Here is a 24,202-nt window from a genome sequence, read left to right on the forward strand (position 1 = left end):
CTTACCAGCCGCGCATCAGCGCAATGCCGTGGGCGCCGTGGTGTATGGCGCTGTCGCGCAGGGTTTCGCGCATGCCGCCCAGGGCGAACACCGGTAGCCGGTTGCCGGCGCGGTAATCGGCGAAGCGGCGCCAGCCGATGCCGGGATGCTCGGGGTGGGTCGGCGTTGCCAGGACCGGGCCGAGCAGCGCGTAATCCAGTTCCAGTTCGCCGGCCCGGGCAATTTCCTCTGTCGTGTGGCAGGAGGCGCCGACCCAGGCGAAATCCGGACGTTGGGCGCAGGCGGCCAGCGCTGCCGCTGAGAGGTGCACGCCGTCGGCGCCGCAAAGCTTTGCTAGTTCGATATCGTCGTTGATGACCACCGGTGCGCCGTGGCGCTGGGCGAGGTCGACCACGGCAGCGGCGAAAGCCGCTCGCTGCGCGGCCGGCAGGGATTTGTCGCGGACCTGGATCAGCGGCGCCGGGCCGACGCCCAGTCGCCGTTCGAGGCGGGCCAGCCAGGCCTCGGTGCCGCTTTCCTCGGCCATCGAGATGAGCATCGTGTCGGGCAGCGCCAGGGCTTTCAGGATGGGGTCGTTGGCCGGTAGCACGGGCGTCACGCTGGCCGGACGGCCGCGTTCCTGCCAGTCTACGGCGCTGTGTTCGAGCGGCGCGGTGATGCCGATTTCGCCGGTCCAGGCGGTGACGCGCCAGAAATTGAGGCGGACCGTCGCATGCGGGTAGGTGAACACGCGGGTCAGCCAGGGGTGGCAGACGGTGACGCTGATCCCCAGTTCTTCGTGCAGTTCGCGCACCAGTGCGTCGCGCACGCTTTCGCCGGCCTCGACCTTGCCGCCGGGAAATTCCCAGTAGCCGGCGTAGACCTTGCCTTCCGGACGCTGGGCGAGCAGGAATTCGCGACCGTCGGCGCGCAGCATCACGGCGGCCGCGACTTCGACGATGGCGCTCATGCCGGCTGGCGCCCGGCCAGGTCGCGGGCGAATTGCCAGGCGACGCGGCCCGAGCGCGACCCGCGTGACAGTGCCCAGTTCAGCGCTTCGCGTTCGCTGGCGGCGATCACTGCGTCGCTAATGCCGAACTGCCGCGCCCAATGCGCGAAGACGGCCAGGTAATCGTCCTGCGAGAAGGGGTAGAAGGAAATCCACAGGCCGAAGCGTTCGGACAGCGAGACTTTCTCCTCGACCGCCTCGCCGGGGTGGATTTCGTCGCCGACGCGCTGGGTTTCCAGGTTTTCCGACATGTATTCGGGCATCAGGTGGCGGCGGTTGGAGGTGGCGTAGATCAGCACGTTGTCCGGCGGCGCCGCGACCGAGCCGTCGAGTACCGACTTCAGGGCCTTGTAGGCGGTTTCGCCGGCTTCGAACGACAGATCGTCGCAGAAGATGATGAATTTTTCCGGCCGGCCGTCGACCAGGTCGACGATGTCCGGCAGGTCGATCAGGTCGTGCTTGTCGACTTCGATCAGGCGCAGGCCGTCGGCCGAGAATTCGTTGAGCACGGCCTTGACCAGCGAGGACTTGCCGCAGCCGCGGGCGCCGGTCAGCAGCACGTTGTTGGCGCCCTGGCCGGCGACGAACTGACGGGTATTGGCGACGATGCGGGCTTTCTGGTCGTCGACGGTCTCGATGTCGCTGAGGCGGATCGGGTGCGGCTTGCCGACGCCCTGCAACCAGCCGCGGGCACCGCGCTTGCGCCAGCGGAAAGCCACGGCGGCGTGCCAGTCGGGCAGGGGCGGGGCCGGTGGCAGCGTGGCTTCGAGGCGGCCGAGCACATGCTCGGCGCGGGTCAGCAGGCGTTCGAGTTGGGCGGAGTCGATCATGGTGGCAGGTATACTGTGCGGCAAAGCTGCCCACTCTAACCAAAGCCATGTCAAAAAGCCAAGTTGTCCTGTTTGCTGTCGCCCTGCTGCTGGCCGGGTGTTCGACCTTGCCCGGCTTGCCCGCGCCATCCGAAGAAAAGGCGCCGGCCTGTCCGCCCTGCGCTGCCTGTCCGGCGTGTCCGGCCGTCGAAACGCCGGTGCAGCCGCCGGCCTTCTCGCGCGTGTTCACGCCGGCGAGCTGGGACGAGCTGCCAGGCTGGAAGACCGACCAGCATGCGGCGGCCTGGCCGGCCTTCGTCCAGTCCTGTCGCGGATTGCAGCGGCGCAATACCGGTCAGTTCTGGCGCGAGATCTGCGCCGGGGTCGATGCAGTCGACGGCAAGTCGGACGCTGCCGTGCGCCAGTTCTTCGAAGCCCGCCTGCAACCTTACGCGGTGTCGACGGCCGACACGTCGGCGGTCAGCGGCATGGTCACTGGTTATTACGAACCGCTGCTGCTGGGCAGCCGCGCGCCGGGCAAGCGCTTTGCGTTTCCGGTGCATGGCGTGCCGGAGAACCTGCTGACCATCGAACTGGGCGACCTCTTCCCGGAACTCAAGGGCAAGCGCGTGCGCGGCCGGGTCGAGGGCAACAAGGTTGTGCCCTACTGGACGCGCGGCGACATCCTGGCCAATGAAAAATTGCCGGCGAAGACGCTGGCCTGGGTCGACGATCCGATCGAACTGTTCTTCCTGCAGATCCAGGGCTCGGGCCGCATCCGCCTGCCCGATGGCAGCACCATGCGGGTCAATTACGCCGACCAGAACGGTCATCCGTATCGCTCGATCGGCCGCCTGCTCGTCGATCGCGGCGACCTGAAACTGGAAGAGGCGTCGATGCAGGGCATTCAGGCCTGGGCGCGGGCCAACCCGGCGCGCCTGGACGAGCTGCTCAACAGCAATCCGAGCTATGTCTTCTTCCGCGAGATGCCGGCCAGTGACGACGGTCCGATCGGCGCACTCGGTGTGCCGCTGACGCCCGAGCGCAGCATCGCCATCGATCCGCGTTCGATTCCGCTGGGGGCGCCGGTCTTCCTGGCGACGACGCGCCCCAATTCGGCGCAGCCGCTGAACCGGCTGGTGATGGCGCAGGACACCGGTGGTGCCATCCGTGGTGCGGTGCGCGCCGATTTTTTCTGGGGCTTCGGCAAGGAGCCGGGTGCCTTGGCTGGCCGCATGAAACAGGACGGCCGGATGTGGGTTCTGCTGCCGCCGGGCTATCCGCTCGACTGAGTTGATGCACGATGCCGGGGCGTTCGCCCTGCGTCATGCACGCTCGCGGTGCGCGTTTTGTTTTGGTGCATTTTCCAATGCACTGATTTGAAACGGATTTGATGCACTGGAATGGTGCTTGCTTTTCCAGCCCCCAGATCATTTTCTGGGGGTCCCATGGAAACTTTGCATTCTGGCAGCAACGTATTGTTCATTCTTCTGGGCGGCATCATGGTGCTGGCCATGCACGCCGGCTTCGCCTTCCTCGAGGTTGGCACGGTGCGCAAGAAGAATCAGGTCAACGCGCTGGTCAAGATTCTGACCGACTTCGGCGTGTCGACGATTGCCTACTTCTTCATCGGCTACGGCATCGCTTACGGCGTTCATTTCTTCAGCGGTGTCGAGACGCTGATGGAGAAGAACGGCTATGAACTGACCAAGTTCTTCTTCCTGCTCACCTTCGCCGCCGCGATTCCAGCCATCATTTCGGGCGGCATTGCCGAGCGCGCGCGCTTTTATCCGCAACTGGCGGCCACCTTCATGCTGGTCGGCTTCGTCTATCCCTTCTTCGAGGGGATCGCCTGGAATGGTGCCTTCGGCATCCAGGATTGGCTGACGGCCACTTTTGGTGCGCCCTTCCATGATTTTGCCGGCTCCGTTGTGGTGCATGCGATGGGCGGCTGGATCGCGCTGCCGGCGGTGCTTCTTCTTGGTGCGCGTTATGGTCGTTACACCAAGGACGGCCGGGTGTCGGCGCATCCGCCTTCATCGATTCCCTTCCTGGCGCTCGGCGCCTGGATCCTGACGGTAGGCTGGTTCGGCTTCAACGTGATGAGCGCGCAGACCATCGAGAACATTTCCGGCCTGGTTGCGATCAACTCGCTGATGGCCATGGTCGGCGGCACGCTGGCGGCGCTGGTATTCGGCAAGAACGACCCCGGCTTCGTCCATAACGGCCCGCTGGCCGGTCTGGTCGCCATCTGTGCCGGTTCCGACCTGGTGCATCCGATGGGCGCGCTGGTCATCGGCGCCATCGCCGGCGGGATGTTCGTGATCCTGTTTACGCTGACCCAGAACCGCTGGAAGATCGACGACGTCCTCGGCGTCTGGCCGCTGCACGGCCTGTGCGGGGCCTGGGGCGGCATCGCCGTCGGCATCTTCGGCAGCACCGCGCTCGGCGGCGCCGGCGGCGTTGCCTTCATGTCGCAACTGCTGATGACTCTGCTGGCAATCGGCGTCGCGCTGGTCGGCGGTTTTGTCGTCTATGGCGGCCTGAAGCGCGCATTCGGCCTGCGTCTCGACCAGGAAGAGGAATACCAGGGCGCCGACCTGAGCATCCACCGCATCACGGCGACGCCGGAGCGCGAACCGAGCTGGTAAATCGGTAGGCGGGTGGAAGCCGAAAACAAAAAACTTCCACCCTGCCCTTGAAATCGGCCAAGGGCGTCACTATTATTAGCACTCACTGACGACGAGTGCTAACAAACGCCCGCGTCGGTCCCGGTGCCGCAGCCGCGTGCCCGGCCAATTTCAGTGTTTTGCAGATAAAACTACAGGAGCGATATCCATGAACATCCGTCCTTTGCACGACCGTGTGATCGTCAAGCGCGTCGAAGCCGAGCGCACCACTGCCTCCGGCATCGTCATCCCCGATTCCGCTGGCGAAAAGCCGGATCAGGGTGAAATCCTGGCCGTCGGCCCGGGTAAGCGCGACGACAACGGCAAGCAGATCGCCCTCGACGTCAAGGTTGGCGATCGCGTCCTGTTCGGCAAGTACGCCGGCCAGGCCGTCAAGGTCGATGGCCAGGAAGTCCTGGTCATGCGTGAAGAAGACATCATGGGCGTGCTGCAGAAGTAATTCCTGCATCCGACCTATTCCACAGAACAATTTTCAGGAGCTATTCACATGGCAGCCAAAGAAGTCAAATTCGGTGATTCCGCCCGCGCCCGTATGGTCGAAGGCATCAACATCCTGGCCGACGCGGTCAAGGTCACCCTCGGCCCGAAGGGCCGCAATGTCGTGCTCGAGCGTTCGTTCGGCGGCCCGACCGTGACCAAGGACGGCGTTTCCGTCGCCAAGGAAATCGAACTGAAGGACAAGTTCGCCAACATGGGCGCCCAGATGGTCAAGGAAGTTGCTTCCAAGACTTCCGACATCGCCGGTGACGGCACCACCACCGCCACCGTGCTGGCTCAGGCCATCGTCCGCGAAGGCATGAAGTACGTTGCCGCCGGCATGAACCCGATGGACCTCAAGCGCGGCATCGACAAGGCTGTCGCCGCCACCATCGAAGAACTGAAGCAGATCTCCAAGCCGTGCACGACGACCAAGGAAATCGCCCAGGTTGGTTCGATCTCGGCCAACTCCGATTCCTCGATCGGCGACATCATTGCCGAAGCCATGGAAAAGGTCGGCAAGGAAGGCGTCATCACCGTTGAAGACGGCAAGTCCCTGGCCAACGAACTCGACGTCGTCGAAGGCATGCAGTTCGACCGTGGCTACCTGTCGCCGTACTTCATCAACAACCCGGACAAGCAGGTTGCCCTGCTCGACAACCCGTTCATCCTGCTCTTCGACAAGAAGATTTCGAACATCCGCGACCTGCTGCCGGTCCTCGAACAAGTCGCCAAGGCTTCCCGTCCGCTGCTGATCATCGCCGAAGACGTCGATGGCGAAGCGCTGGCTACCCTGGTCGTCAACAACATCCGTGGCATCCTCAAGACCGTTGCTGTCAAGGCCCCGGGCTTCGGTGATCGTCGCAAGGCCATGCTGGAAGACATCGCCATCCTGACCGGCGGTACCGTCATTTCCGAAGAAACCGGCCTGTCGCTGGAAAAGACCGACCTGAAGGATCTGGGTCAGGCCAAGCGCATCGAGATCGGCAAGGAAAACACCACCATCATCGACGGCGCCGGCGACGAAGCTTCGATCCAGGCTCGCGTCAAGCAGATTCGCATCCAGATCGAGGAAGCCTCTTCCGACTACGACCGCGAGAAGCTGCAGGAACGCGTGGCCAAGCTGGCCGGCGGTGTTGCCGTGATCAAGGTTGGCGCTGCCACCGAAGTCGAAATGAAGGAAAAGAAGGCCCGTGTCGAAGACGCGCTGCACGCCACCCGTGCCGCCGTTGAAGAAGGCATCGTTCCTGGCGGCGGCGTTGCCCTGCTGCGTGCCCGTTCCGCGGTCAAGACCCTGAAGGGCGACAATCACGACCAGGACGCCGGCATCAAGCTGATCCTCAAGGCGATCGAAGCCCCGCTGCGCGAAATCGTTGCCAACGCTGGCGACGAGCCGTCCGTGGTGGTCGACAAGGTCGTTCGCGGCAAGGGTAACTACGGTTACAACGCCGCTTCCGGCGAGTACGGCGACATGGTCGAAATGGGCGTGCTGGATCCGACCAAGGTCACCCGCACCGCGCTGCAGAACGCCGCTTCCGTGGCCGGCCTGATGCTGACCACCGAGTGCATGGTGGCCGAACTGGCTGAAGACAAGCCGGCCGGCGGCATGCCCGACATGGGTGGCATGGGCGGTATGGGTGGCATGGGCGGCATGGGTATGTAATACCCGGCCGGCCTCGCGCCAGTCACAGGCCCCGCTTCGGCGGGGCTTTTTTTCGCCCGCTTTTTGCGGCATCGCAACATCCGCCGGAATGCGCTATTCTTGCGGCCTTTGCGTCGCCGGACCGGTGGTCCGATGGAGTCGGTTTCATGCAGAAACAAGCTGCGAGTTGCGGCCATATTCGTGAAAATCCGCGATTTCTGGCGCTGGTCAGAAAACGGAACCGCTTCGCTTTTTTCCTGGCTGCCCTGATCGTCATGGCCTACTTTTCCTACATTCTGGTGTTGGCGTTTTCGCCGCATTGGCTGGCGCTGCCGTTATTTGACGGCATGGCGACGAACACCGGCCTGCTGTTCGGGCTGGCGATCATCGTGCTGACCGTGGTCCTGACTGCTGTTTACGTGCGCCGGGCAAACCGGGAATTCGATGCCGATACGACCGAAATCCGCCGCCAGGCATTGAAATGAGCCTCTCCATCCGTTTCCTGATTCTTGCTGCCTGCGCGCTGGCAACTGCCGGTGCCGCGCTGGCCATGCCCTCGGTCGGCCTCGGGCCGCGCCAGCCGACCAACTGGTCGGCGATCACCACCTTCATTTTCTTTGTCGGCGCCACCTTGTGGATGACGCGCCTGGCGACCGTGCGCAGTCGTTCCTCGGCCGACCTGTATTCGCCGGGTGGCGGCATTTCCGGCTTCCAGAACGGGTTGGCGATTGCCGGTGACTACATGTCGGCGGCGTCCTTCCTGGGGATTTCCGGCCTGGTTTTCGTCAGCGGCTTCGACGGGCTGATCTTCTCGGTCGGCTGGCTGGTTGGCTGGCCGGTGATCACCTTCCTGATGGCCGAGCGCTTGCGCAACCTGGGCAAGTTCACCTTTGCCGACGTCGCCGCCTACCGTTTCGCGCAACGTCCGGTGCGCACCTTTGCCGCCTTCGGCTCGCTGGTCGTGGTGCTTTTCTACCTGACCGCGCAGATGGTCGGCGCCGGCCAGTTGGTGAAAATCCTGTTCGGGCTGGAGTACGCCTACGCGGTGATCATGGTCGGCATCGTGATGATGATGTACGTGCTGCTCGGCGGCATGACGTCGACCACCTGGGTGATGATCAACAAGGCAGTTTTCCTGCTTGCCGGCACGACGCTGATGGCGCTGGCGGTGATGTTCCATGCCGGCTTCAACCCCGAGGCCCTGTTTGCCCGGGCCAGCGACCTGCATGTGCTGAAGGACGCGCTGATGGCACCCGGCGGCTTGATCAAGGATCCGGTGTCGGCGATCTCCGTCGGCATGGCGCTGATGTTCGGTACGGCCGGCCTGCCGCACATCCTGATGCGCTTCTTCACCGTCTCCAATGCGCGCGAGGCGCGCAAGTCGGTGGCCTGGGCGACGCTGTGGATCGGTTATTTCTACGTGCTGACCTTCATCATCGGCTTTGGCGCCATCGTCAGCCTGATCGGCAATCCCGGCCCCTATTTTGTCGGCGGCAAGGTTGCGGGTGGTTTGCAGGGCGGGGCCAACATGGCGGCGGTGCACCTGGCCAGCGCGCTGGGCGGCGATCTTTTCCTGGGCTTCATTTCGGCCGTGGCCTTCACCACCATTCTGGCCGTGGTGGCCGGCCTGACCCTGTCCGGCGCCTCGGCCGTGTCGCACGATCTCTACGCCACGGTGTGGCGCAAAGGCAATGCCCGCGCCAGCGACGAGCGCCGGATATCCAAGCTGACCGCCTTTTCCCTCGGTGTGGTGGCTGTCATCCTCGGTATTGTCTTCGAGCACGAGAACGTCGCCTTCCTGGTGATGCTGGCTTTCTCGATTGCCTGTTCGGCCAATTTCCCGGTGCTTTTCATGGCCGTGCTGTGGAAGGACTGCACCACGCGCGGGGCGACCGTTGGTGGTTTTCTCGGACTGGCCACGGCGGTGGTGCTGACGCTGCTGTCGCCGGTGGTCTGGGAAAGTGCCTTGCACAACCCGGTCGGTTCGGCGCCGTTCCCGTATGCTTCGCCGGCGATTGTCTCGATGCCGCTGGCCTTCGTGGCCATCTGGCTGCTGTCGCTGCTTGATCGTTCGCCGCAGGCGGCGCGTGAGCGACTCTTGTTCCAGGATCAGCTGATTCGTTCGGAAACCGGTATCGGTCACGTTGCCGTGCGGCCGCATCAGTAGCCGCGTCAATTCGACGCAGCGACGATCCCGACGCTTTTGTTATTTGCTAGACTTGTCGGGATTCCGGGTGCCGGAAAAAAACGGTAGGGGGCTGTCCAGTGCAGGATCGGACCACCCCCTGAGTCGGGGCTTGCGCCTCGAACTCCTAAGACCATAAAAGGAGAACAGCCCGTCCAGATTAATGGGGCAGGCTTACAAAATGCTTACGCCTCCTGGGGGGAGTGTCGAACATGCGAATTCTGATTGCCGAAGACGATGCGATCATCGCCGACGGTCTGAGCCGTTCCCTGCGCCAGGCCGGCTATGCGGTGGATTGGGCAGCCAATGGCCTGGATGCCGACACCGCGTTGCTGACCGTCGAATACGACCTGCTGATCCTCGATCTCGGCCTGCCCAAACTGTCCGGCCTGGAAGTGCTCAAGCGACTGCGTTCGCGCAATTCGCAGTTGCCGGTGCTGATCCTGACCGCACTTGACGGCACCCACGACCGGGTCAAGGGCCTCGACCTGGGCGCTGACGATTACATGGTCAAGCCGTTCGAACTGGCCGAACTGGAAGCCCGGGTCCGCGCCCTGACGCGGCGCTCGGCCGGAACGGCGCCAACCATCCAGTGCGGTTCGCTGAGTTACGACCAGGTCGGTCGGGTGGCCAATATCGACGGTTCGCCGCTGGAGTTGTCGGCGCGCGAAGTCGGTCTGCTCGAAGTGCTGCTGTCGCGCATGGGGCGCCTGGTGAGCAAGGACCAACTGGTCGATCACCTGTGCGGCTGGGGCGAGGAAGTGAGCCACAACGCGATCGAGGTGTACGTCCATCGCCTGCGCAAGAAGCTGGAACCCGGCGGCGTCAAGATTGCCACCGTGCGTGGCCTGGGCTATTGCCTTGAACGACCGCAAGGCGAGTAACCCGCCCGGCGCCAGCGGCCCGCTGTCGCCGGAAACCGAGCGCTCGCTGTTCGGCGAGATTCTCGACTGGATGCTCGCGCCCCTGCTGTTCGTCTGGCCGTTGAGCATCGCCTTCACGCACTACTTCGCCAACAACGTCGCCAACTTTCCCTACGACCAGTCCCTGCGCGAGCACGTCGCTACCATCAGCCGGCAGGTGCAACTGGTCGACGGCAAGCCGGTGCTCTCCCTGCACGCGACAACGCGCGCCATGTTGCGGGCCGATGAACTCGACAGCGTCTATTTCCACGTCCTGACTCAGGACAAAAAACTGCTTGCCGGCGACCTCGACTTGCCGGTGCCCGAATTCCCCGGGCAAGCCGAGATGGTCCCCGGCGAAATCTACTTCCGCGACATGGAGTACAAGGGCCAGGATATCCGCGTCGCCTATTCCTTCATCGCCGAGCCGCAGGCCCCGGTCGAGGAGTGGGTGCTGGTCGAGGTTGCCGAAACAACCGAGAAACGCACGCAACTGGCCAACCGCATTGTCGCCAGCGTGATCCTGCCGCAATTCATCATCATCCCGCTGGCCGTCATGCTGGTCTGGTTCGGCCTGTCGCGCGGCCTGCGGCCGCTGACCCGGCTGCGCAACACCATCGAGGACCGCGATCCCGCCGACCTGTCGCCGATTGCCACGCGCCGCGTGCCGGAAGAACTGGAGCCGCTGGTCGAGGCGTTCAACGAAATGCTCGAGCGGATGAAGCGCAACGTCGAGGCTCAGCAGCGTTTCGTCGCCGACGCTGCGCACCAGATGCGTACGCCCTTGACCGGTCTGAAAACTCAGGCCCAGTTCGCCGTCCGCGAAACCGACCCGGCCGCCCTGCGCCATGCTCTGCGCCAGATCGCCACCGGCGTCGACCGGGCCGGTCGCCTGGTCAATCAGTTGCTGACGCTGGCGCGGACCGAAGGCAGTGAAATCGGCCAGCAGAAACACGAACCGACGGACCTCGCGCTGCTGGTTCGCGAGGTGGTCGAGGACTGGGTCATCGTTGCCCTGGAAAAGAGCATCGACCTGGGTTTCGAGTCGGCCGGCAAGGCCATGATCACCGGCAATCCCTTCCTGTTGCGCGAGCTGGCCAAGAACCTGATCGACAACGCCATCCGCTACACGCCGCCCGGCGGCCACGTGACCTGCCGCATCATCGACACCGGCAAGACCGTATTGCTTGAAGTCGAGGATGACGGGGTGGGCATTTCGCCCGAACAGGCGGAACTGGTGTTCGAGCGTTTCTACCGCGTCGACGATGCGGCCGGCGAGGGCAGCGGCCTGGGTCTGGCCATCGTCCAGGAAATCGCCAACCAGCACGATGCCCGTGCCACGCTGCGCCCGAATCCGCGCGGCAAGGGGGCGGTTGCCCGGGTGGCCTTCGCCACCTGGTACCCGCCGCTGCCGCCACCGAACCCACCGGATGACTACGCCGAACTCTACCGGCAGTCGCCGCCCCTCGGTCCCTGACGCCGGGAGTCCTGAAAATCTGCGCAACGCCCTTGCAGAGCATCGGTGCTATCGCTATAATGCGCGCTCTTTAGGCCAATTAGCTCAGTTGGTAGAGCAGCGGATTGAAAATCCGCGTGTCCGTGGTTCGATTCCGCGATTGGCCACCACGAATAAATGTAGAAAGCCCGGTTAAAAGCCGGGCTTTTTGCATTTCTGGTGCTGCTTGCTGGTTGAAGATGAAATCCATGTGCTTCTGGTATTTCTTCGTCATAAGGTGTAAAAAGTCGAAATCCCGTAGATGCAGCAAGGTGTTTGAAGGACGATGGCGGCCTATAGCTCGAACCGACACTGTGTGGAGAAATTGCTCAATCTCTCCGAGAGCCACTCGATCGTGGCGACTGAGGATATCTACGACGAGCATGGGATGAAGCTGCTCGCCAAGGGCGCCGAGATTTCCCGGGAGATGCAGGATCGCCTGCTGCTGCGCAAGTTGCGGGCGCCACTCGAATCTTCACTGGCGGTTCATGACGGTCTGACGGTCGGCGAAATGATGCAGGGGGCGATCGATCTGATTGCCGAAGTGCCTGCCCTGGCCAGTATTGCCGGTGGGCGCGCCGCCCGCGAGATTCTGCGCGATGCGCGAGGCTTGCATATCCCGCCGCCGCTATTGATGCTGATGACCTGCGCCTGGCATGCCGACCCCGAAAGTTATCGCCGGACTCAGATCGTCGCCGCGCTGTGCGCCGGGATCGCCGGCGAGGTGAACGCGCCGAGCGGTGATGCCCAGGTGCTGTTGCTGGCGTCGGCCTTGCACGATCTCGGCGAGATTTACATCAATCCGGAATATCTGCAGCGGCAAGGTCATCTGTCGCCGCGCGAGTGGAAGCACGTGGCGACGCACCCGCATGTCGGGCAATTGCTGATCGGCAATCTGACCTCGTTGCCCAAAAGCGTGCTGGCCTGTGTCGGGCAACATCATGAACGCCATGACGGCAGTGGTTATCCGGCGCAATTGTCGCGCCAGGAGCAGCATCGCCTGTCCGGGTGGCTGGCCGTTGCCGATGCTGCCGCCGCCTTGATCAGCCGTGGCGAGTCATGCAGTAATCGGGTATCCCTGGCCTTGCGCATCGTGCCCGAGGAATTCGACCGTGAGGCGGCGGACGTTCTGATCCGCGGATTGCAGACCTTGCCCGCCAAGGCGCCGGTGGCGCAGTCGTCGGCTTTCCATCTGGAGTCGGCGCATCGTCTGCTGGCCCGCCTTGAATCGGCGGCTGAGGAAATCGCCCAGGTCCTGCTCGACGACTGTTCGGGCGTGATCCGGAGTGTCGCCGGCCAGGCCCGCCATCTGCTGGACAGCTTTGCCAGGTCCTTGCGGGCAACCGGCATTCTCGATGCCGAGATACTTTCCGGCGATGATTTTGCCGATCCGGGACTGCAGGAGGAGATGCAGCAGATCGTCAGTGAACTGGGCTGGAGAATGCGCAATCTGGCGCGCAATCTTCATCTTTCGGTCGATAACGAGCGTATCGAAGCGGCGGCGCTCGCCCGCCTCGAAGGGGTGATCGATCTGCTCGATTGCTCCCCGGCAACCGAGCCGGCCGGGAGTGGGGGCTGACAGCGGGTTTTGCCCTCGCTATGATGCAGCCATGATCAAGTGGAATCCGCAACCGGGTGGTCTGGCGCTCTACGTTGGCAGGACGCGGGCGCAGACGCGCAACGTGATCGTCGTCGCCGAGGCGAGGGCGGGGCGGATGGTGGTCGATGCCATCGGGCGCAAAGGCGTCAATGTGCGCCTGACGGTGAGTCGCGACAGCTTGCGCGAGCCGCAGCCCGATCTGTTCGTCTGATTGCCGTTGCAATGCCGGCGTAACATTGCGCTGGCATGATGCCGGCTTTTCCGGAGATGACCATGGATCTGCTGCTGTGGCGCCATGCCGAAGCCGAGGATGGCGAAGACGATCTGAAACGCCGCTTGACCGAACGCGGTGAAAAGCAGGCCAGGCGCATGGCGTCCTGGCTGCACGAAAACCTGCCCAAGGATTTGCGCATCGTCGTCAGTCCGGCGATCCGCACCCAGCAAACAGCGCAGGCCCTCAAGCTGCCATTCGAGACCCAGCGCAAGATCGGCCCCGATGCTTGCGTGTCGGAACTGATCGCCGCATCGGGCTGGCCCGATGCGCGCGGCTCGGTGCTGATCGTCGGCCATCAGCCGTCGCTCGGGCGATTGGCCTCGCTGCTGCTGGCCGGTCAGGAAGCCGACTGGAGCATCAAGAAGGGGGCTGTCTGGTGGTTGAGCAACCGCCTGCGCCAGGGCGAAACGCAGACCGTGCTGCGCGCGGTGATTCCGGTCGAATTGCTGGACTAGACAAGCGCCGCCCATAGGCGTGAAATAGACCCTTTGGCAATCCAAACAAGGGGCATTCATGGTTACAGCGAAAAAGAAGACGGCCACCACCACGGCCGCAGCACCAGCAACGCGCACCCGCGCCACCCGTCAACGCCCGGTCGCCAGCGGTGATGTGCCGCCGGTGCAGACGCCGGCCGGGATCGAGGGCTTTTCCGTGCATAATGCCGTCGATGCGGCCCAGGAGGCCAAAATGGCGGCGATGCGCGACATCCTCGCCAATTCTCCGGCCGAGGAAGCGCTGACGCTGCTCAAGAGCCTGCTCAAGCAGCAACGTATCGTGGTCGATGACGCCATCGTCAATCCGGACGAGGAGCTGGCCAAGGATTGGCGCGAAGGCGGTTATCCGTACAAGAACCTGATGCAGCGCGCCAATTACGAGCGCCAGAAATACCGGCTGCAGGTCGAGTTGCTGAAGCTGCAGGCCTGGGTCAAGGAAACCGGGCAGAAAGTGGTGATCCTGTTCGAAGGCCGCGACGCGGCGGGTAAAGGGGGCACCATCAAGCGGTTCATGGAACACTTGAATCCACGGGGCGCACGCGTCGTCGCGCTGGAGAAGCCGTCCGAAATCGAACGCGGCCAGTGGTATTTCCAGCGTTACGTGCAGCATCTGCCGACCAACGGCGAGATCGTGCTGTTCGACCGTTCCTGGTACAACCGGGCCGGCGTCGAGCGGGTCATGGGCTTCTGTTCCGACCAGGAGTACGGCGAATTCGTTCGCCAGGCGCCGGAATTCGAACGCATGCTGGTGCGCAACGGCACCCACCTGATCAAGTTCTGGTTCTCGGTCAGCCAGGAAGAGCAACGCCGTCGTTTCCGCGAGCGCAAGGTGCACCCGCTCAAGCAGTGGAAGCTGTCCCCGATCGACATGGCTTCGCTCGACAAGTGGCACGACTACACCAAGGCCAAGGAGGCGATGTTCTTCCACACCGATACGGCGGATTCGCCGTGGACGGTGATCAAGTCGAACTGCAAGAAGCGCGCGCGCCTGAATGCCCTGCGCTACGTGCTGCACAAACTGCCGTACACGAACAAGGACACGTCGCGGATCGGCAATCTCGACCCGCTGATCGTCGGCCGTGCCAACGTCGTCTATGAACGCGGCGAGCAGTCGGTAGCGCTGATTTAACTGACCACGTAAGCGGCGCTGCCGGTTGCGATCAGCAGCCCGCTTTCATTCTCCAGCGTCATCTGGATCGAGGCGATGCGCCCGCCGAGGCGGGTGATCCGTCCGGTGGCCGTGAATTGCTTGCCGATGCCCTGATGCAGGAAGTCGGTGCGCAGGTCGATGGTGCCGATGCGGCCGAAGCGGTGCGCGACCTGCTCGGCGGATTCGCCGGCGAACTTCTCGGCGATGCCGACAACGGCTGCAAAACCGCCGACGGTATCGAGGACGGCGGCAATGGCGCCGCCATGCAGCCGGCCGTAGAGGTAATGGCCGACCAGTTCAGGGCGCATGTCGAAAACCAGTTGCGGGGCGGCTGGGTCGAAGGAAGCAACCTTGAGGCCGAGCACTTCGTTGAAACTGATGCGGTGTTCGAACATCTCGCGCAGCGTGGCTTCGAGTCGCTGCTGCTCTTCGGCGGAGCGGCGTGGGGTCTGGGCGGTGTGGGTCATGCCCGGGTTTGTAGCATAAAAAAAGGCGACGGGGTGAGCCGTCGCCGAAGACGAACGCTAATACAACAACTTAGCGTAACGCAGAGGACCTTACTTCTTGCGCGGCGCGGGAACGTCCGTGCAGGAGCCGTGGGCAACTTCGGCGGCCATGCCGACGGTTTCGCCCAGGGTGGGATGCGGGTGGATGGTCTTGCCGATGTCGACGGCGTCGCAGCCCATCTCGATCGCCAGGCAGACTTCGCCGATCATGTCGCCGGCCGACGGGCCGACGATGGCGCCGCCGATGACGCGGTGCGTTTCGGCATCGAAGATCAGCTTGGTGAAGCCGTAGTCGGCACCGTTGGCGATGGCGCGACCGCTGGCCGCCCAGGGGAACTTGGCGGTTTCGACCTTGCGCCCTTCCTTCTTCGCCTGGTCTTCGGTGTAGCCAACCCACGCCACTTCCGGATGGGTATACGCCACGCCGGGGATGACCTGGGCGTCGAAAGCAGCCTTGTGGCCGGCGGCGACTTCGGCGGCGACGTGCGCTTCATGCACGGCCTTGTGCGCCAGCATCGGCTGGCCGACCAGATCGCCGATGGCGAAGATGTGCGGGACATTGGTCCGCATCTGCTTGTCGACCGGGATGAAACCGCGCTCGTCGACACTCACGCCGGCCTTGTCGGCGGCGAACTTCTTGCCGTTCGGCGAGCGGCCTGCCGCTTGCAGGATCAGGTCGTACTTGACTGCTTCGGCGGGTGCGCCTTCGCCTTCGAACTTGACCCAGAGGCCGTCGTCCTTGGCGTCGACCGCGACTGTCTTGGTCTTCAGCATGATCTTGTCGAAGCGCGACAGATTCTGTTTTTCCCAGACCTTGACCGCATCGCGGTCCGGGCCCTGCATCAGCGCGTCACCCATTTCGACGACATCGACCCTGGCGCCCAGCGTCGAATAGACGGTGGCCATTTCCAGGCCGATGATGCCGCCGCCGATGACCAGCATCTTCTCCGGGACAAAACGCAGTTCCAGCGCCCCGGTCGAGTCGACGATGCGCGGGTCGCGCGGGATGAAGGGCAGATGCACCGCTGCCGAACCGGCGGCGATGATGCACTTCTGGAACTTGATGACCTTCTTGCTGCCGGTCTTGTCCTGGCCGCTGCCGGAGGTTTCCTCGACTTCAAGGTGATGCGGGTCGAGGAAATGACCGTAGCCACGCACGATGTCGACCTTGCGGCCCTTGGCCATGCCGGCCAGACCGCCGGTCAGCTTGCCGACGACCTTTTCCTTGTGCGCGCGCAGCTTGTCGATATCGACCTGCGGTGCGGCGAAAGTCACCCCGGCGTCGGCCAGGTGGCTGGTTTCGTCCATCACGGCGGTGACGTGCAGCAGTGCCTTCGACGGGATGCAGCCGACGTTCAGGCAGACACCGCCCAGCGTCGAATAGCGTTCGACGATGACCGTCTTCATGCCCAGATCCGCCGAGCGGAAGGCAGCGGAGTAGCCGCCGGGGCCGGCGCCGAGGACGAGCATCTCGCACTCGATGTCGGCGCTGCCACCGTGGCTGGCGGCAGCCGGTGCGGCCACGGGGGCCGCTGCCGGCGCTGCGGCGGCCGGCGCCGGGGCGCTGGCGGCTGCACCGGCCTCGACCTTGATCAGCAGCGCACCTTCGCTGACCTTGGAACCGACCTGCACCAGCACTTCCTTGACCGTACCGGCGACCGTGGACGGTACGTCCATCGTCGCCTTGTCCGATTCCAGGGTGACGATGGCGTCGTCTACCTTGATCGTGTCGCCGACCTTCACGAACAGGTCGATGACCGGCACGCTGTCGAAATCGCCGATGTCCGGGACTTTTACTTCAACCAGATTGCTCATGGTCATTCCCCCTTACAGCGCGACGCGACGGAAGTCGGCCAGCAGTTGTGCGATATAGACGTTGAAGCGGGTCGCCAGTGCGCCGTCGATGACGCGGTGGTCGGCGGTCAGCGACAGCGGCAGGGTCAGGCGCGGCACGAATTGCTTGCCGTCCCAGACCGGCTTCATCGCCGACTTGTTGACGCCGAGGATGGCGACTTCCGGGGCATTCACGATCGGCGCGAAGTAGGTGCCGCCGATGCCACCCAGGCTGGAAATCGTGAAGCAGGCGCCGGACATGTCGGCCGGCTTGAGCTTGCCGTCACGGGCTTGCTTGGCCAGTTCGCCGGATTCCTGCGCCAGTTCGAACACCGATTTCTGGTCGACATTCTTGACCACCGGCACGACCAGGCCGTTCGGCGTGTCGGCGGCGAAGCCGATGTTGAAGTACTTCTTCAGCACCAGGTTGTCGCCGTCGAGCGAGGCGTTGAACTCAGGGAATTTCTGCAGTCCCTTGACGCAAGCCTTCATCAGGAAAGCCAGCATGGTCAGCTTGGCGCCACCACCCTTCTCGTTTTCCTTGTTGAGCAGCACGCGGAAGGCTTCGAGGTCGGTGATGTCGGCGTCTTCGTGATAGGTGACGGCCGGGATCATGACCCAGTTGCGCGACAGGTTCTGGCCGGAAATCTTCTTGATTCGCGACAGCGGCTTGACCTCGATCTCGCCGAACTTGCTGAAATCGACCTTCGGCCAGGGCAGCAGGTCGAGCCCGCCACCCAGGCTGGCGCCGGCAGCGGCGACCGGTGCCGCGGTGGCGCCGGACATCACGCCCTTGACGTACTTGGTCAGGTCTTCCTTGACGATGCGACCCTTGGGCCCGGAAGCGGCGACCTTGGACAGGTCGACACCGAGTTCGCGGGCATAGGCGCGGACCGACGGCGAGGCGTGCACCTTGCCGCCGACCGGCAGGGCCGGGGCCAGTGCGGCGGGCGCGGCGGCCGGTGCGGCAGCGGGCGCTGCGGCAACCGGTGCAGCAACCGGTGCAGCAACGGGCGCCGGCGCGGCAGCTTGCGCCGCGGCAGCCGGGGCAGCTGCGCCGGCACCGGTTTCGACCTTGATCAGCACCGTGCCTTCGCCGACCTTGGAACCAATCTGGACCAGCACTTCCTTGACCGTGCCGGCGACGGTGGACGGAACATCCATCGTCGCCTTGTCGGATTCGAGCGTGGCGATCGCATCGTCGATCTTGATGCTGTCGCCAACCTTGACGTACAACTCGATCACCGGGACCTCGGCAAAATCGCCGATATCCGGCACCTTGACCTCGACCAGGCCGCCGGCGGCAGCCGGGGCTGGTGCAGCCGCCGGAGCGGCCGGCGCAGCGGCGGGTGCCGGTGCCGCAGCGGGGGCGGGGGCGGCTGCAACGGCGGCAGCCGCACCTGCTTCGACCTTGATCAGCAGGGCGCCTTCGGCCACCTTCGAACCGACCTGGATCAGCACTTCCTTGACCGTGCCGGCAACCGTACTCGGCACATCCATGGTGGCCTTGTCGGATTCGAGGGTGACGATGGCGTCGTCGACATTGATCGTGTCGCCGACTTTGACGAACAGTTCGATGACCGGGACTTCGTCGAAATCGCCGATATCGGGAACCTTGACTTCAATGATCTGGCTCATGTCGTCGCTCCCTTCTTAAACCGACATCGGATTCGGCTTGGCCGGATCCAGGTTGTACTTGACCAGCGCGGCCGCGACCTTTTCACGGGCGATCTCGCCGTTGTCGGCCAGCGCCTTGAGGGCAGCCAGCGTCACCCAGTGACGGTCGACCTCGAAGAAATGGCGCAGCTTCTCGCGGGTGTCGGAGCGGCCGAAACCGTCGGTGCCCAGCGTGACGTACGGGGCCTTGACGAAGGGACGGATCTGCTCGGCGAACATCCGGATGTAGTCGGTCGAGGCGATGACCGGGCCTTTGGCGCCAGCCAGCTTCTGCTCGACGTGCGACAGCTTCGGTTCTTCCAGCGGATGCAGCAGGTTCCAGCGGGCGACGTCCTGACCGTTGCGGGCCAGTTCGTTGAAGCTCGGGCAACCCCAGATGTCGGCTTCGACGCCCCAGTCCTGCTTGAGCAGTTCGGCGGCGGCGATGACTTCGCGGAAGATGGTGCCGGAACCGAGCAGTTGCACGCGCGGGCCGGTCGATTCGCCGCCCTGTTTGAACGAGTACATGCCCTTGATGATGTCGGCTTCGGCGCCGGCCGGCATTTCCGGGTGCTCGTAGTTCTCGTTCATCACCGTCAGGTAATAGAACACGTCTTCCTGTTCCTGGAACATGCGGCGCATGCCGTCCTGGGCGATCACGGCGACTTCGTACTGGAAGGTCGGGTCGTAGGAAATGCAGTTCGGGATCAGTTGCGACAGGATCAGGCTGTGGCCGTCTTCGTGCTGCAGGCCTTCGCCGTTCAGCGTGGTACGCCCGGCGGTGCCGCCGATCAGGAAGCCGCGGGCGCGTTGGTCGCCGGCAGCCCAGCACAGGTCCAGCGTACGCTGCAGGCCGAACATCGAGTAGCAGATGTAGAACGGAATGGTCTGGACGTTATGCACCGAGTACGACGTGGCGGCGGCGATCCAGTCGCTCATCGCACCGGCTTCGTTGATGCCTTCCTGCAGCACCTGGCCGGTCTTCGACTCCTTGTAGAACATCAGCTGGTCGTGGTCTTCCGGAACGTAGTTCTGGCCTTCCTGGTTCCAGATGCCGACGGCGCGGAACATGCCTTCCATGCCGAAGGTGCGCGACTCGTCCGGGACGATGGGGACGACGTTCTTGCCGACATTCTTGTCCTTGAGCAGCATGTTCATGATGCGCACGATGGCCATCGTCGTCGACAGTTCGCGGCCTTCGCCGGAGGCCTTGAGCAGGGCGGTGAAGGCGTCGAGCGACGGCACTGCCAGCGGCTCGGCCTTGCGGCGGCGTTGCGGCAGGTAGCCGCCGAGCGCGGCACGGCGTGCCTGCATGTACTTGTATTCGGCCGAGTCTTCCGGGAACTTCAGGTAGGGCAGTTCTTCCAGCTTGTCGTCGGGGACCGGCAGGCCAAAGCGGTCGCGGAAGCGGGCGATCTGCTCCTTGTCCATCTTCTTCTGCTGGTGCGAGATGTTCATGGCCTCGCCAGCCTGGCCCATGCCGAAGCCCTTGATGGTCTTGGCCAGGATCAGCGTCGGCGCACCCTTGTGGGTGACGGCGGCGTTGTAGGCGGCGAAGATCTTGAAGATGTCGTGGCCGCCGCGGTTCAGTTGCCAGACGTCGTCGTCGGTCCAGTCGGCAACCAGTTCACGCAGTTCCGGCGTGTTGAAGAAGTGCTCGCGGACGTAGGCGCCGTTCTTGGCCTTGAAGGTCTGGTACTCACCGTCGCACAGTTCCATCATGCGCTTCTTGAGGATGCCCTTCTTGTCGCGGTTGAACAGGGCGTCCCAGTGGGTGCCCCAGATCAGCTTGATGACGTTCCAGCCGGCGCCGCGGAATTCGGCTTCGAGTTCCTGGATGATCTTGCCGTTACCGCGCACCGGGCCGTCGAGACGCTGCAGGTTGCAGTTGATGACGAAGATCAGGTTGTCCAGCTTTTCCCGGCCGGCCATGCCGATGGCGCCGAGCGATTCGACTTCGTCGGTCTCGCCGTCGCCGAGGAAGGCCCACACCTTGCGGTCGCCGGCCTTGGCCAGACCACGCGAGTCGAGGTACTTCATGAAGCGGGCCTGGTAGATGGCCTGGATCGGGCCGAGGCCCATCGAGACGGTCGGGAACTGCCAGAAGTCCGGCATCAGCCAGGGGTGCGGATAGGACGAGATGCCCTTGCCGTCGGTTTCCTGGCGGAAGTTGTCCATCTGCTCTTCGGTTAGGCGACCGAGCATGAAGGCGCGCGAATAGACGCCCGGTACCGAGTGGCCCTGGAAGAAGATCAGGTCGCCGCCGGACGGATCGTTGATGCTGCGCCAGAAATGCGAAAAGCCGACGTCGTACAGCGCGGCGGCGGAAGCGAAGGAGGCGATGTGGCCGCCGACGTTGGTGTGCTTGTTGGCACGCACGACCATGGCCATGGCGTTCCAGCGGATGTAGGAGTGGATCTTGATCTCCATGTCCGGATCGCCCGGGTACTTGGGCTGCTGGTCGGCGCGGATGGTGTTGATGTATTCGGTGTTGGCGGAGTACGGAATGTCGATGCCGTCTTCGCGGGCCTGACCGATCAGCGTTTCGATCAGGTAATGGGCGCGTTCGGCGCCTTCGTTGCTGATGACGCCTTCGAGGGCGTCGATCCATTCCCGGGTTTCCTGCGGGTCCAGATCGGCGGGCAGGGTGTTCGGCTGGTCGGCCATGGTTTGTCTCCTACGTGGGTTTTCATTCTGTCCTGCTGGCTTAGCAGGACAACTTTAACGCTTTGCACGGAGGATCACACCCCGTGTTTACACCTAGTTTCTGTTGCGCATTGTAAAAACAAAATTCGCATCGTGCAATATTGCGTGATTGGTTTGCGGGATTTTTTTATGCAATTCGATATGAGACAAAAAACTAAAGCGGCCTTGCTTGCGTTGTATCAAATCGAAGTTCTGGCGCCTTCCTATAATTTCCGCTCTTGTCTTTGTAATCAGGAGCTTTCATGGCAGCAGTCATGCCCGCACCGGCCGCCAGCCGGCATTTGCTTTCCGGCAACGAAGCCGTCGCCCGCGCCGTCTGGGAAGCCGGCGTCAAGGTGGCTGCGGCCTATCCCGGCACGCCGTCGACCGAGATGCTCGAAGAAATCGCCACCTACCCGGATCTCTACGCCGAGTGGTCGGTCAACGAGAAGGTCTCGCTGGAAGTTGCCATCGGCGCCGCCTACGCCGGTTCGCGCGCCTTCTGCTGCATGAAGCATGTCGGCATGAACGTCGCCTCCGACGCGCTGATGACCCTGACCCTGACCGGCGTCAGCGGCGGCCTGGTGATTGCCATTGCCGACGACGTCGGCCTGTCGTCGTCGCAGAACGAGCAGGATTCGCGCTACTGGGGGCGTTTTGCCCACGTGCCGGTGTTCGAGCCGGCCGATTCGCAGGAAGCCTACGCAATGACGCTCGACGCCTTCGCGCTGTCCGAGCAGTTCCAGGTGCCGGTGATCCTGCGCATGACGACGCGCATCAATCACGTCAAATCCATCGTCACCGTCGGTGAGCGCGTGCCGCACACCGGCGCCGGCTTCCGCAAGGACCCGGCGCGTTACGTGATGGTCCCGGGCAACGCCGGCAAGCGCATTCCGCTGATGTTCCAGCGTGACCGCGACCTGCGCGCGCTGGCCGAGACTTCGCCGCTGAATTTCATCGAGCCGGGCAGCGACCGCCGCGTCGGCTTCATCACTTCCGGCCCGGCCTACATGCACGTCAAGGAAGCCTTCCCGGACGCCCCGGTGTTGAAGCTCGGCTTCTCCTGCCCGGCACCGTTCGAGAAGTGCCGCGAACTGGCGGCGCTGGTCGATCAGGTGGTGGTGGTCGAGGAAGTCGAGCCGCTGCTCGAAACCGAACTCAAGGCCCAGGGCATCGCCGTCATCGGCAAGGACATCCTGCCGTTGCAGGGCGAGTTGTCGCCGGTCGTGCTCAAGCCGGCGATCGCCCGGTTGCTCGGCGAAGCGCTGCCGGAAAGCGAAGCGACGGCCGCCCTGCAACTGTTCCCGCGGCCGCCGACGATGTGCGTCGCCTGTCCGCACCTCGGCGTCTATTACACGCTGTCGCAGGTGCGCAACCTCAACATCTCCGGCGACATCGGCTGCTACACGCTGGGTGCCGGTCACCCCTGGCAGGCGATGGATACCTGCGTCTCGATGGGCGCGTCGATGGGCATCGCCCTGGGCATGGACAAAGGCCGTGGCGAGTCCGACAAGGACAAGCGCGTGGTCGCCGTGATCGGCGATTCGACCTTCCTGCACATGGGCATGCAGGGCCTGCTCGACATGGTGTACAACAAGGGCAACGTCACCGTGCTGCTGCTCGACAACCGCGCCGTCGGCATGACCGGCGGCCAGGACAACCCGGGCAACGGCCGCGACATCCACGGCAACGACGCGCCGCGCATCGACTTCGCCAAGCTGGTGTCGGCGCTGGGGGTCAAGGACGAGCGCATCCACGTGGTCAATCCCTACGAGCTGCCGGTGCTGTTCAAGACCATTCGCGAGGAAGTGAAGGTGCCCGAGGTGTCGGTCATCATCACCGACCAGCCCTGCGTGCTGATCAAGGACTACCACAAGCTCAAGCCCTATGCCGTCAGCGACGACAAGTGCACCGGTTGCGGCAACTGCGTCGATGTCGGCTGCCCGGCCATCCATGTCACGCGGCGCGGCAAGGAGGTCAAGGCCAGCGGCCGCGAGGTCGACCTGGCTTTCGTCCGCATCGAATCGTCGGTGTGTACCGGCTGCGGTCTCTGCCTGCAGCCCTGCGCGCCGAAGGCGATCGAGCACTACGTACCGAGCGCGCCGATCCAGTTCGTCAAGGGAGGGTGTGCGGCATGAGCGCAACGACCAATATCCTCGTCGTCGGTATCGGTGGTCAGGGCGTCATGACCGCCACCGAAATTCTCGCCGAAGCGGCCATCGCCCTCGGTCACGATGCCAAGAAAACCGAAGTCGCCGGCATGGCGCAGCGCGGCGGCGTCGTTTCCTCGCACCTGCGTTTCGGCGAGCGCGTGCTGTCGCCGCAGATCACACCGGGCAGTGCCGACGTGCTGCTCGGTTTCGAATCGGCCGAGGCGATGCGCTGGCAGCACATGCTGAAAAAAGGCGGCATCACGCTGATGAACACCGCCCGGCTGGTGCCGCCGGTGGTCGAACTCGGCCTGTTCGATTACCCCGACGATCCGCTCGCCGAAATCCGCAAGACCGGCAACAAGGTGGTCGCCTTCGACGCGACGACGATCGCCCAGGAACTCGGCGACATCCGCCTCGGCAACACCGTCATGCTCGGCGCCATCGCCGATCATCTGCCGTTCGGTGCGGAAGTCCTGCTCGATTGCGTGCTCAAGCGTTTTGCGCGCAAGGGCGAGAAATTGGTCGAACTCAACCGGCGTGCTTTCGAGGCCGGCAGGGCGGCGGTTGGCGCAGCTGAAGCAGCGCTCGCGTAATCTGGTAAAATCCGCGCCGAATCAAAGGGAAAGGCCACCGCCTTTCCCCTTTTCTTTTTGACGGATGGAC

Annotated in this window: 20 protein-coding genes and 1 tRNA gene; 15 read left to right on the forward strand and 6 right to left on the reverse strand. The window is 63.8% G+C overall.

Features of this window, described 5'->3' with window-relative positions:
- Nucleotide 1: 1 nt before the first annotated feature.
- Entirely contained in the window at nt 2–949 is a 948-nt protein-coding gene (locus tag AADV58_RS04000; RefSeq protein ID WP_341744138.1) for a Nudix family hydrolase, read from the reverse strand.
- Nucleotides 946–1,818 (reverse strand): ATP-binding protein, encoded by an 873-nt coding sequence (locus tag AADV58_RS04005; RefSeq protein WP_028994849.1) that lies wholly within the window; start codon nt 1,816–1,818, stop codon nt 946–948. Before AADV58_RS04005 ends, AADV58_RS04000 begins: the two co-directional genes overlap by 4 nt.
- A gap of 47 nt (nt 1,819–1,865) precedes the next feature.
- Here AADV58_RS04005 and AADV58_RS04010 point away from each other — a divergent pair, with 47 nt between their 5' ends.
- The 13 genes from AADV58_RS04010 to ppk2 all read left to right on the forward strand — a co-directional run bounded on the left by AADV58_RS04010 (nt 1,866) and on the right by ppk2 (nt 14,685).
- Nucleotides 1,866–3,089, forward strand: coding sequence for a murein transglycosylase A (locus AADV58_RS04010; RefSeq protein WP_341744139.1), 1,224 nt, complete (start codon nt 1,866–1,868; stop codon nt 3,087–3,089).
- A 156-nt stretch (nt 3,090–3,245) separates the two neighbouring features.
- Nucleotides 3,246–4,448 carry an ammonium transporter gene (locus AADV58_RS04015; protein ID WP_341744140.1) on the forward strand — a complete coding sequence of 401 codons (1,203 nt, stop codon included), beginning with the start codon at nt 3,246–3,248 and terminating at the stop codon, nt 4,446–4,448.
- Between the two features lie 187 nt (nt 4,449–4,635).
- Nucleotides 4,636–4,926: a co-chaperone GroES gene (locus AADV58_RS04020; protein ID WP_028994852.1), complete on the forward strand. Its 291-nt coding sequence runs from the start codon at nt 4,636–4,638 to the stop codon at nt 4,924–4,926.
- 48 nt (nt 4,927–4,974) lie between these two features.
- Complete coding sequence (groL, locus tag AADV58_RS04025) at nt 4,975–6,627, forward strand: chaperonin GroEL (protein WP_341744141.1); 1,653 nt, start codon at nt 4,975–4,977, stop codon at nt 6,625–6,627.
- A gap of 146 nt (nt 6,628–6,773) precedes the next feature.
- A complete protein-coding gene (locus AADV58_RS04030; RefSeq protein WP_341744142.1) occupies nt 6,774–7,091 on the forward strand; it encodes a DUF485 domain-containing protein in 318 nt (105 codons plus the stop codon).
- Nucleotides 7,088–8,773 carry a cation acetate symporter gene (locus AADV58_RS04035; protein WP_341744143.1) on the forward strand — a complete coding sequence of 562 codons (1,686 nt, stop codon included), beginning with the start codon at nt 7,088–7,090 and terminating at the stop codon, nt 8,771–8,773. The genes AADV58_RS04030 and AADV58_RS04035 overlap by 4 nt, the downstream gene beginning before the upstream one ends.
- Before the next feature lie 230 nt (nt 8,774–9,003).
- Nucleotides 9,004–9,675: a response regulator transcription factor gene (locus AADV58_RS04040; protein WP_043421166.1), complete on the forward strand. Its 672-nt coding sequence runs from the start codon at nt 9,004–9,006 to the stop codon at nt 9,673–9,675.
- Complete coding sequence (locus AADV58_RS04045) at nt 9,653–11,170, forward strand: sensor histidine kinase (protein WP_043421168.1); 1,518 nt, start codon at nt 9,653–9,655, stop codon at nt 11,168–11,170. Before AADV58_RS04040 ends, AADV58_RS04045 begins: the two co-directional genes overlap by 23 nt.
- 73 nt (nt 11,171–11,243) lie before the next feature.
- Nucleotides 11,244–11,319: transfer RNA gene (locus tag AADV58_RS04050), tRNA-Phe, on the forward strand.
- A 194-nt stretch (nt 11,320–11,513) separates the two neighbouring features.
- A complete protein-coding gene (locus AADV58_RS04055) occupies nt 11,514–12,767 on the forward strand; it encodes an HD-GYP domain-containing protein (protein ID WP_341744144.1) in 1,254 nt (417 codons plus the stop codon).
- Between the two features lie 31 nt (nt 12,768–12,798).
- Nucleotides 12,799–12,999, forward strand: a complete 201-nt coding sequence (locus AADV58_RS04060; RefSeq protein WP_281982910.1) for a hypothetical protein — start codon at nt 12,799–12,801, stop codon at nt 12,997–12,999.
- Between the two features lie 62 nt (nt 13,000–13,061).
- On the forward strand, nt 13,062–13,517 hold the full coding sequence (locus AADV58_RS04065) for a SixA phosphatase family protein (RefSeq protein ID WP_281982912.1): 456 nt from the start codon (nt 13,062–13,064) through the stop codon (nt 13,515–13,517).
- Nucleotides 13,518–13,575: 58 nt separating this feature from the next.
- Complete coding sequence (ppk2, locus tag AADV58_RS04070) at nt 13,576–14,685, forward strand: polyphosphate kinase 2 (protein ID WP_281982914.1); 1,110 nt, start codon at nt 13,576–13,578, stop codon at nt 14,683–14,685.
- On the opposite strand, the gene AADV58_RS04075 is transcribed toward ppk2, so the two are convergent.
- The 4 genes from AADV58_RS04075 to aceE form a co-directional block, all read right to left on the reverse strand.
- The gene (locus tag AADV58_RS04075) at nt 14,682–15,173 is read right to left on the reverse strand and encodes a thioesterase family protein (protein ID WP_341744145.1); all 492 of its coding nucleotides are present in this window, start codon (nt 15,171–15,173) and stop codon (nt 14,682–14,684) included. The genes ppk2 and AADV58_RS04075 overlap by 4 nt on opposite strands.
- Before the next feature lie 90 nt (nt 15,174–15,263).
- Nucleotides 15,264–17,027: a dihydrolipoyl dehydrogenase gene (lpdA, locus tag AADV58_RS04080; protein ID WP_341744146.1), complete on the reverse strand. Its 1,764-nt coding sequence runs from the start codon at nt 17,025–17,027 to the stop codon at nt 15,264–15,266.
- 12 nt (nt 17,028–17,039) lie between these two features.
- Nucleotides 17,040–18,683 (reverse strand): dihydrolipoyllysine-residue acetyltransferase, encoded by a 1,644-nt coding sequence (gene aceF / locus AADV58_RS04085; protein ID WP_341744147.1) that lies wholly within the window; start codon nt 18,681–18,683, stop codon nt 17,040–17,042.
- A 15-nt stretch (nt 18,684–18,698) separates the two neighbouring features.
- Nucleotides 18,699–21,368 (reverse strand): pyruvate dehydrogenase (acetyl-transferring), homodimeric type, encoded by a 2,670-nt coding sequence (aceE, locus tag AADV58_RS04090; RefSeq protein WP_341744148.1) that lies wholly within the window; start codon nt 21,366–21,368, stop codon nt 18,699–18,701.
- Nucleotides 21,369–21,649: 281 nt separating this feature from the next.
- Between aceE and AADV58_RS04095 the strand changes: the two genes are divergently transcribed.
- Complete coding sequence (locus AADV58_RS04095; protein ID WP_341744149.1) at nt 21,650–23,524, forward strand: thiamine pyrophosphate-dependent enzyme; 1,875 nt, start codon at nt 21,650–21,652, stop codon at nt 23,522–23,524.
- The gene (locus AADV58_RS04100; RefSeq protein ID WP_028994868.1) at nt 23,521–24,132 is read left to right on the forward strand and encodes an indolepyruvate oxidoreductase subunit beta; all 612 of its coding nucleotides are present in this window, start codon (nt 23,521–23,523) and stop codon (nt 24,130–24,132) included. The genes AADV58_RS04095 and AADV58_RS04100 overlap by 4 nt, the downstream gene beginning before the upstream one ends.
- Nucleotides 24,133–24,202: the final 70 nt, after the last annotated feature.

The organism is Azonexus hydrophilus, from assembly GCF_038368255.1.
GTDB classification, from domain to species: domain Bacteria; phylum Pseudomonadota; class Gammaproteobacteria; order Burkholderiales; family Rhodocyclaceae; genus Azonexus; species Azonexus hydrophilus.

Excerpts from the sequence above, each read along its gene's own strand:
- AADV58_RS04000 (WP_341744138.1), bottom strand. The coding sequence starts at position 949 with ATGAGCGCCATCGTCGAAGTCGCGGCCGCCGTGATGCTGCGCGCCGAC.
- AADV58_RS04005 (WP_028994849.1), bottom strand. The coding sequence starts at position 1,818 with ATGATCGACTCCGCCCAACTCGAACGCCTGCTGACCCGCGCCGAGCAT.
- AADV58_RS04010 (WP_341744139.1), top strand. The coding sequence starts at position 1,866 with ATGTCAAAAAGCCAAGTTGTCCTGTTTGCTGTCGCCCTGCTGCTGGCC.
- AADV58_RS04015 (WP_341744140.1), top strand. The coding sequence starts at position 3,246 with ATGGAAACTTTGCATTCTGGCAGCAACGTATTGTTCATTCTTCTGGGC.
- AADV58_RS04020 (WP_028994852.1), top strand. The coding sequence starts at position 4,636 with ATGAACATCCGTCCTTTGCACGACCGTGTGATCGTCAAGCGCGTCGAA.
- groL (WP_341744141.1), top strand. The coding sequence starts at position 4,975 with ATGGCAGCCAAAGAAGTCAAATTCGGTGATTCCGCCCGCGCCCGTATG.
- AADV58_RS04030 (WP_341744142.1), top strand. The coding sequence starts at position 6,774 with ATGCAGAAACAAGCTGCGAGTTGCGGCCATATTCGTGAAAATCCGCGA.
- AADV58_RS04035 (WP_341744143.1), top strand. The coding sequence starts at position 7,088 with ATGAGCCTCTCCATCCGTTTCCTGATTCTTGCTGCCTGCGCGCTGGCA.
- AADV58_RS04040 (WP_043421166.1), top strand. The coding sequence starts at position 9,004 with ATGCGAATTCTGATTGCCGAAGACGATGCGATCATCGCCGACGGTCTG.
- AADV58_RS04060 (WP_281982910.1), top strand. The coding sequence starts at position 12,799 with ATGATCAAGTGGAATCCGCAACCGGGTGGTCTGGCGCTCTACGTTGGC.
- AADV58_RS04065 (WP_281982912.1), top strand. The coding sequence starts at position 13,062 with ATGGATCTGCTGCTGTGGCGCCATGCCGAAGCCGAGGATGGCGAAGAC.
- ppk2 (WP_281982914.1), top strand. The coding sequence starts at position 13,576 with ATGGTTACAGCGAAAAAGAAGACGGCCACCACCACGGCCGCAGCACCA.
- AADV58_RS04075 (WP_341744145.1), bottom strand. The coding sequence starts at position 15,173 with ATGACCCACACCGCCCAGACCCCACGCCGCTCCGCCGAAGAGCAGCAG.
- lpdA (WP_341744146.1), bottom strand. The coding sequence starts at position 17,027 with ATGAGCAATCTGGTTGAAGTAAAAGTCCCGGACATCGGCGATTTCGAC.
- aceF (WP_341744147.1), bottom strand. The coding sequence starts at position 18,683 with ATGAGCCAGATCATTGAAGTCAAGGTTCCCGATATCGGCGATTTCGAC.
- aceE (WP_341744148.1), bottom strand. The coding sequence starts at position 21,368 with ATGGCCGACCAGCCGAACACCCTGCCCGCCGATCTGGACCCGCAGGAA.
- AADV58_RS04095 (WP_341744149.1), top strand. The coding sequence starts at position 21,650 with ATGGCAGCAGTCATGCCCGCACCGGCCGCCAGCCGGCATTTGCTTTCC.
- AADV58_RS04100 (WP_028994868.1), top strand. The coding sequence starts at position 23,521 with ATGAGCGCAACGACCAATATCCTCGTCGTCGGTATCGGTGGTCAGGGC.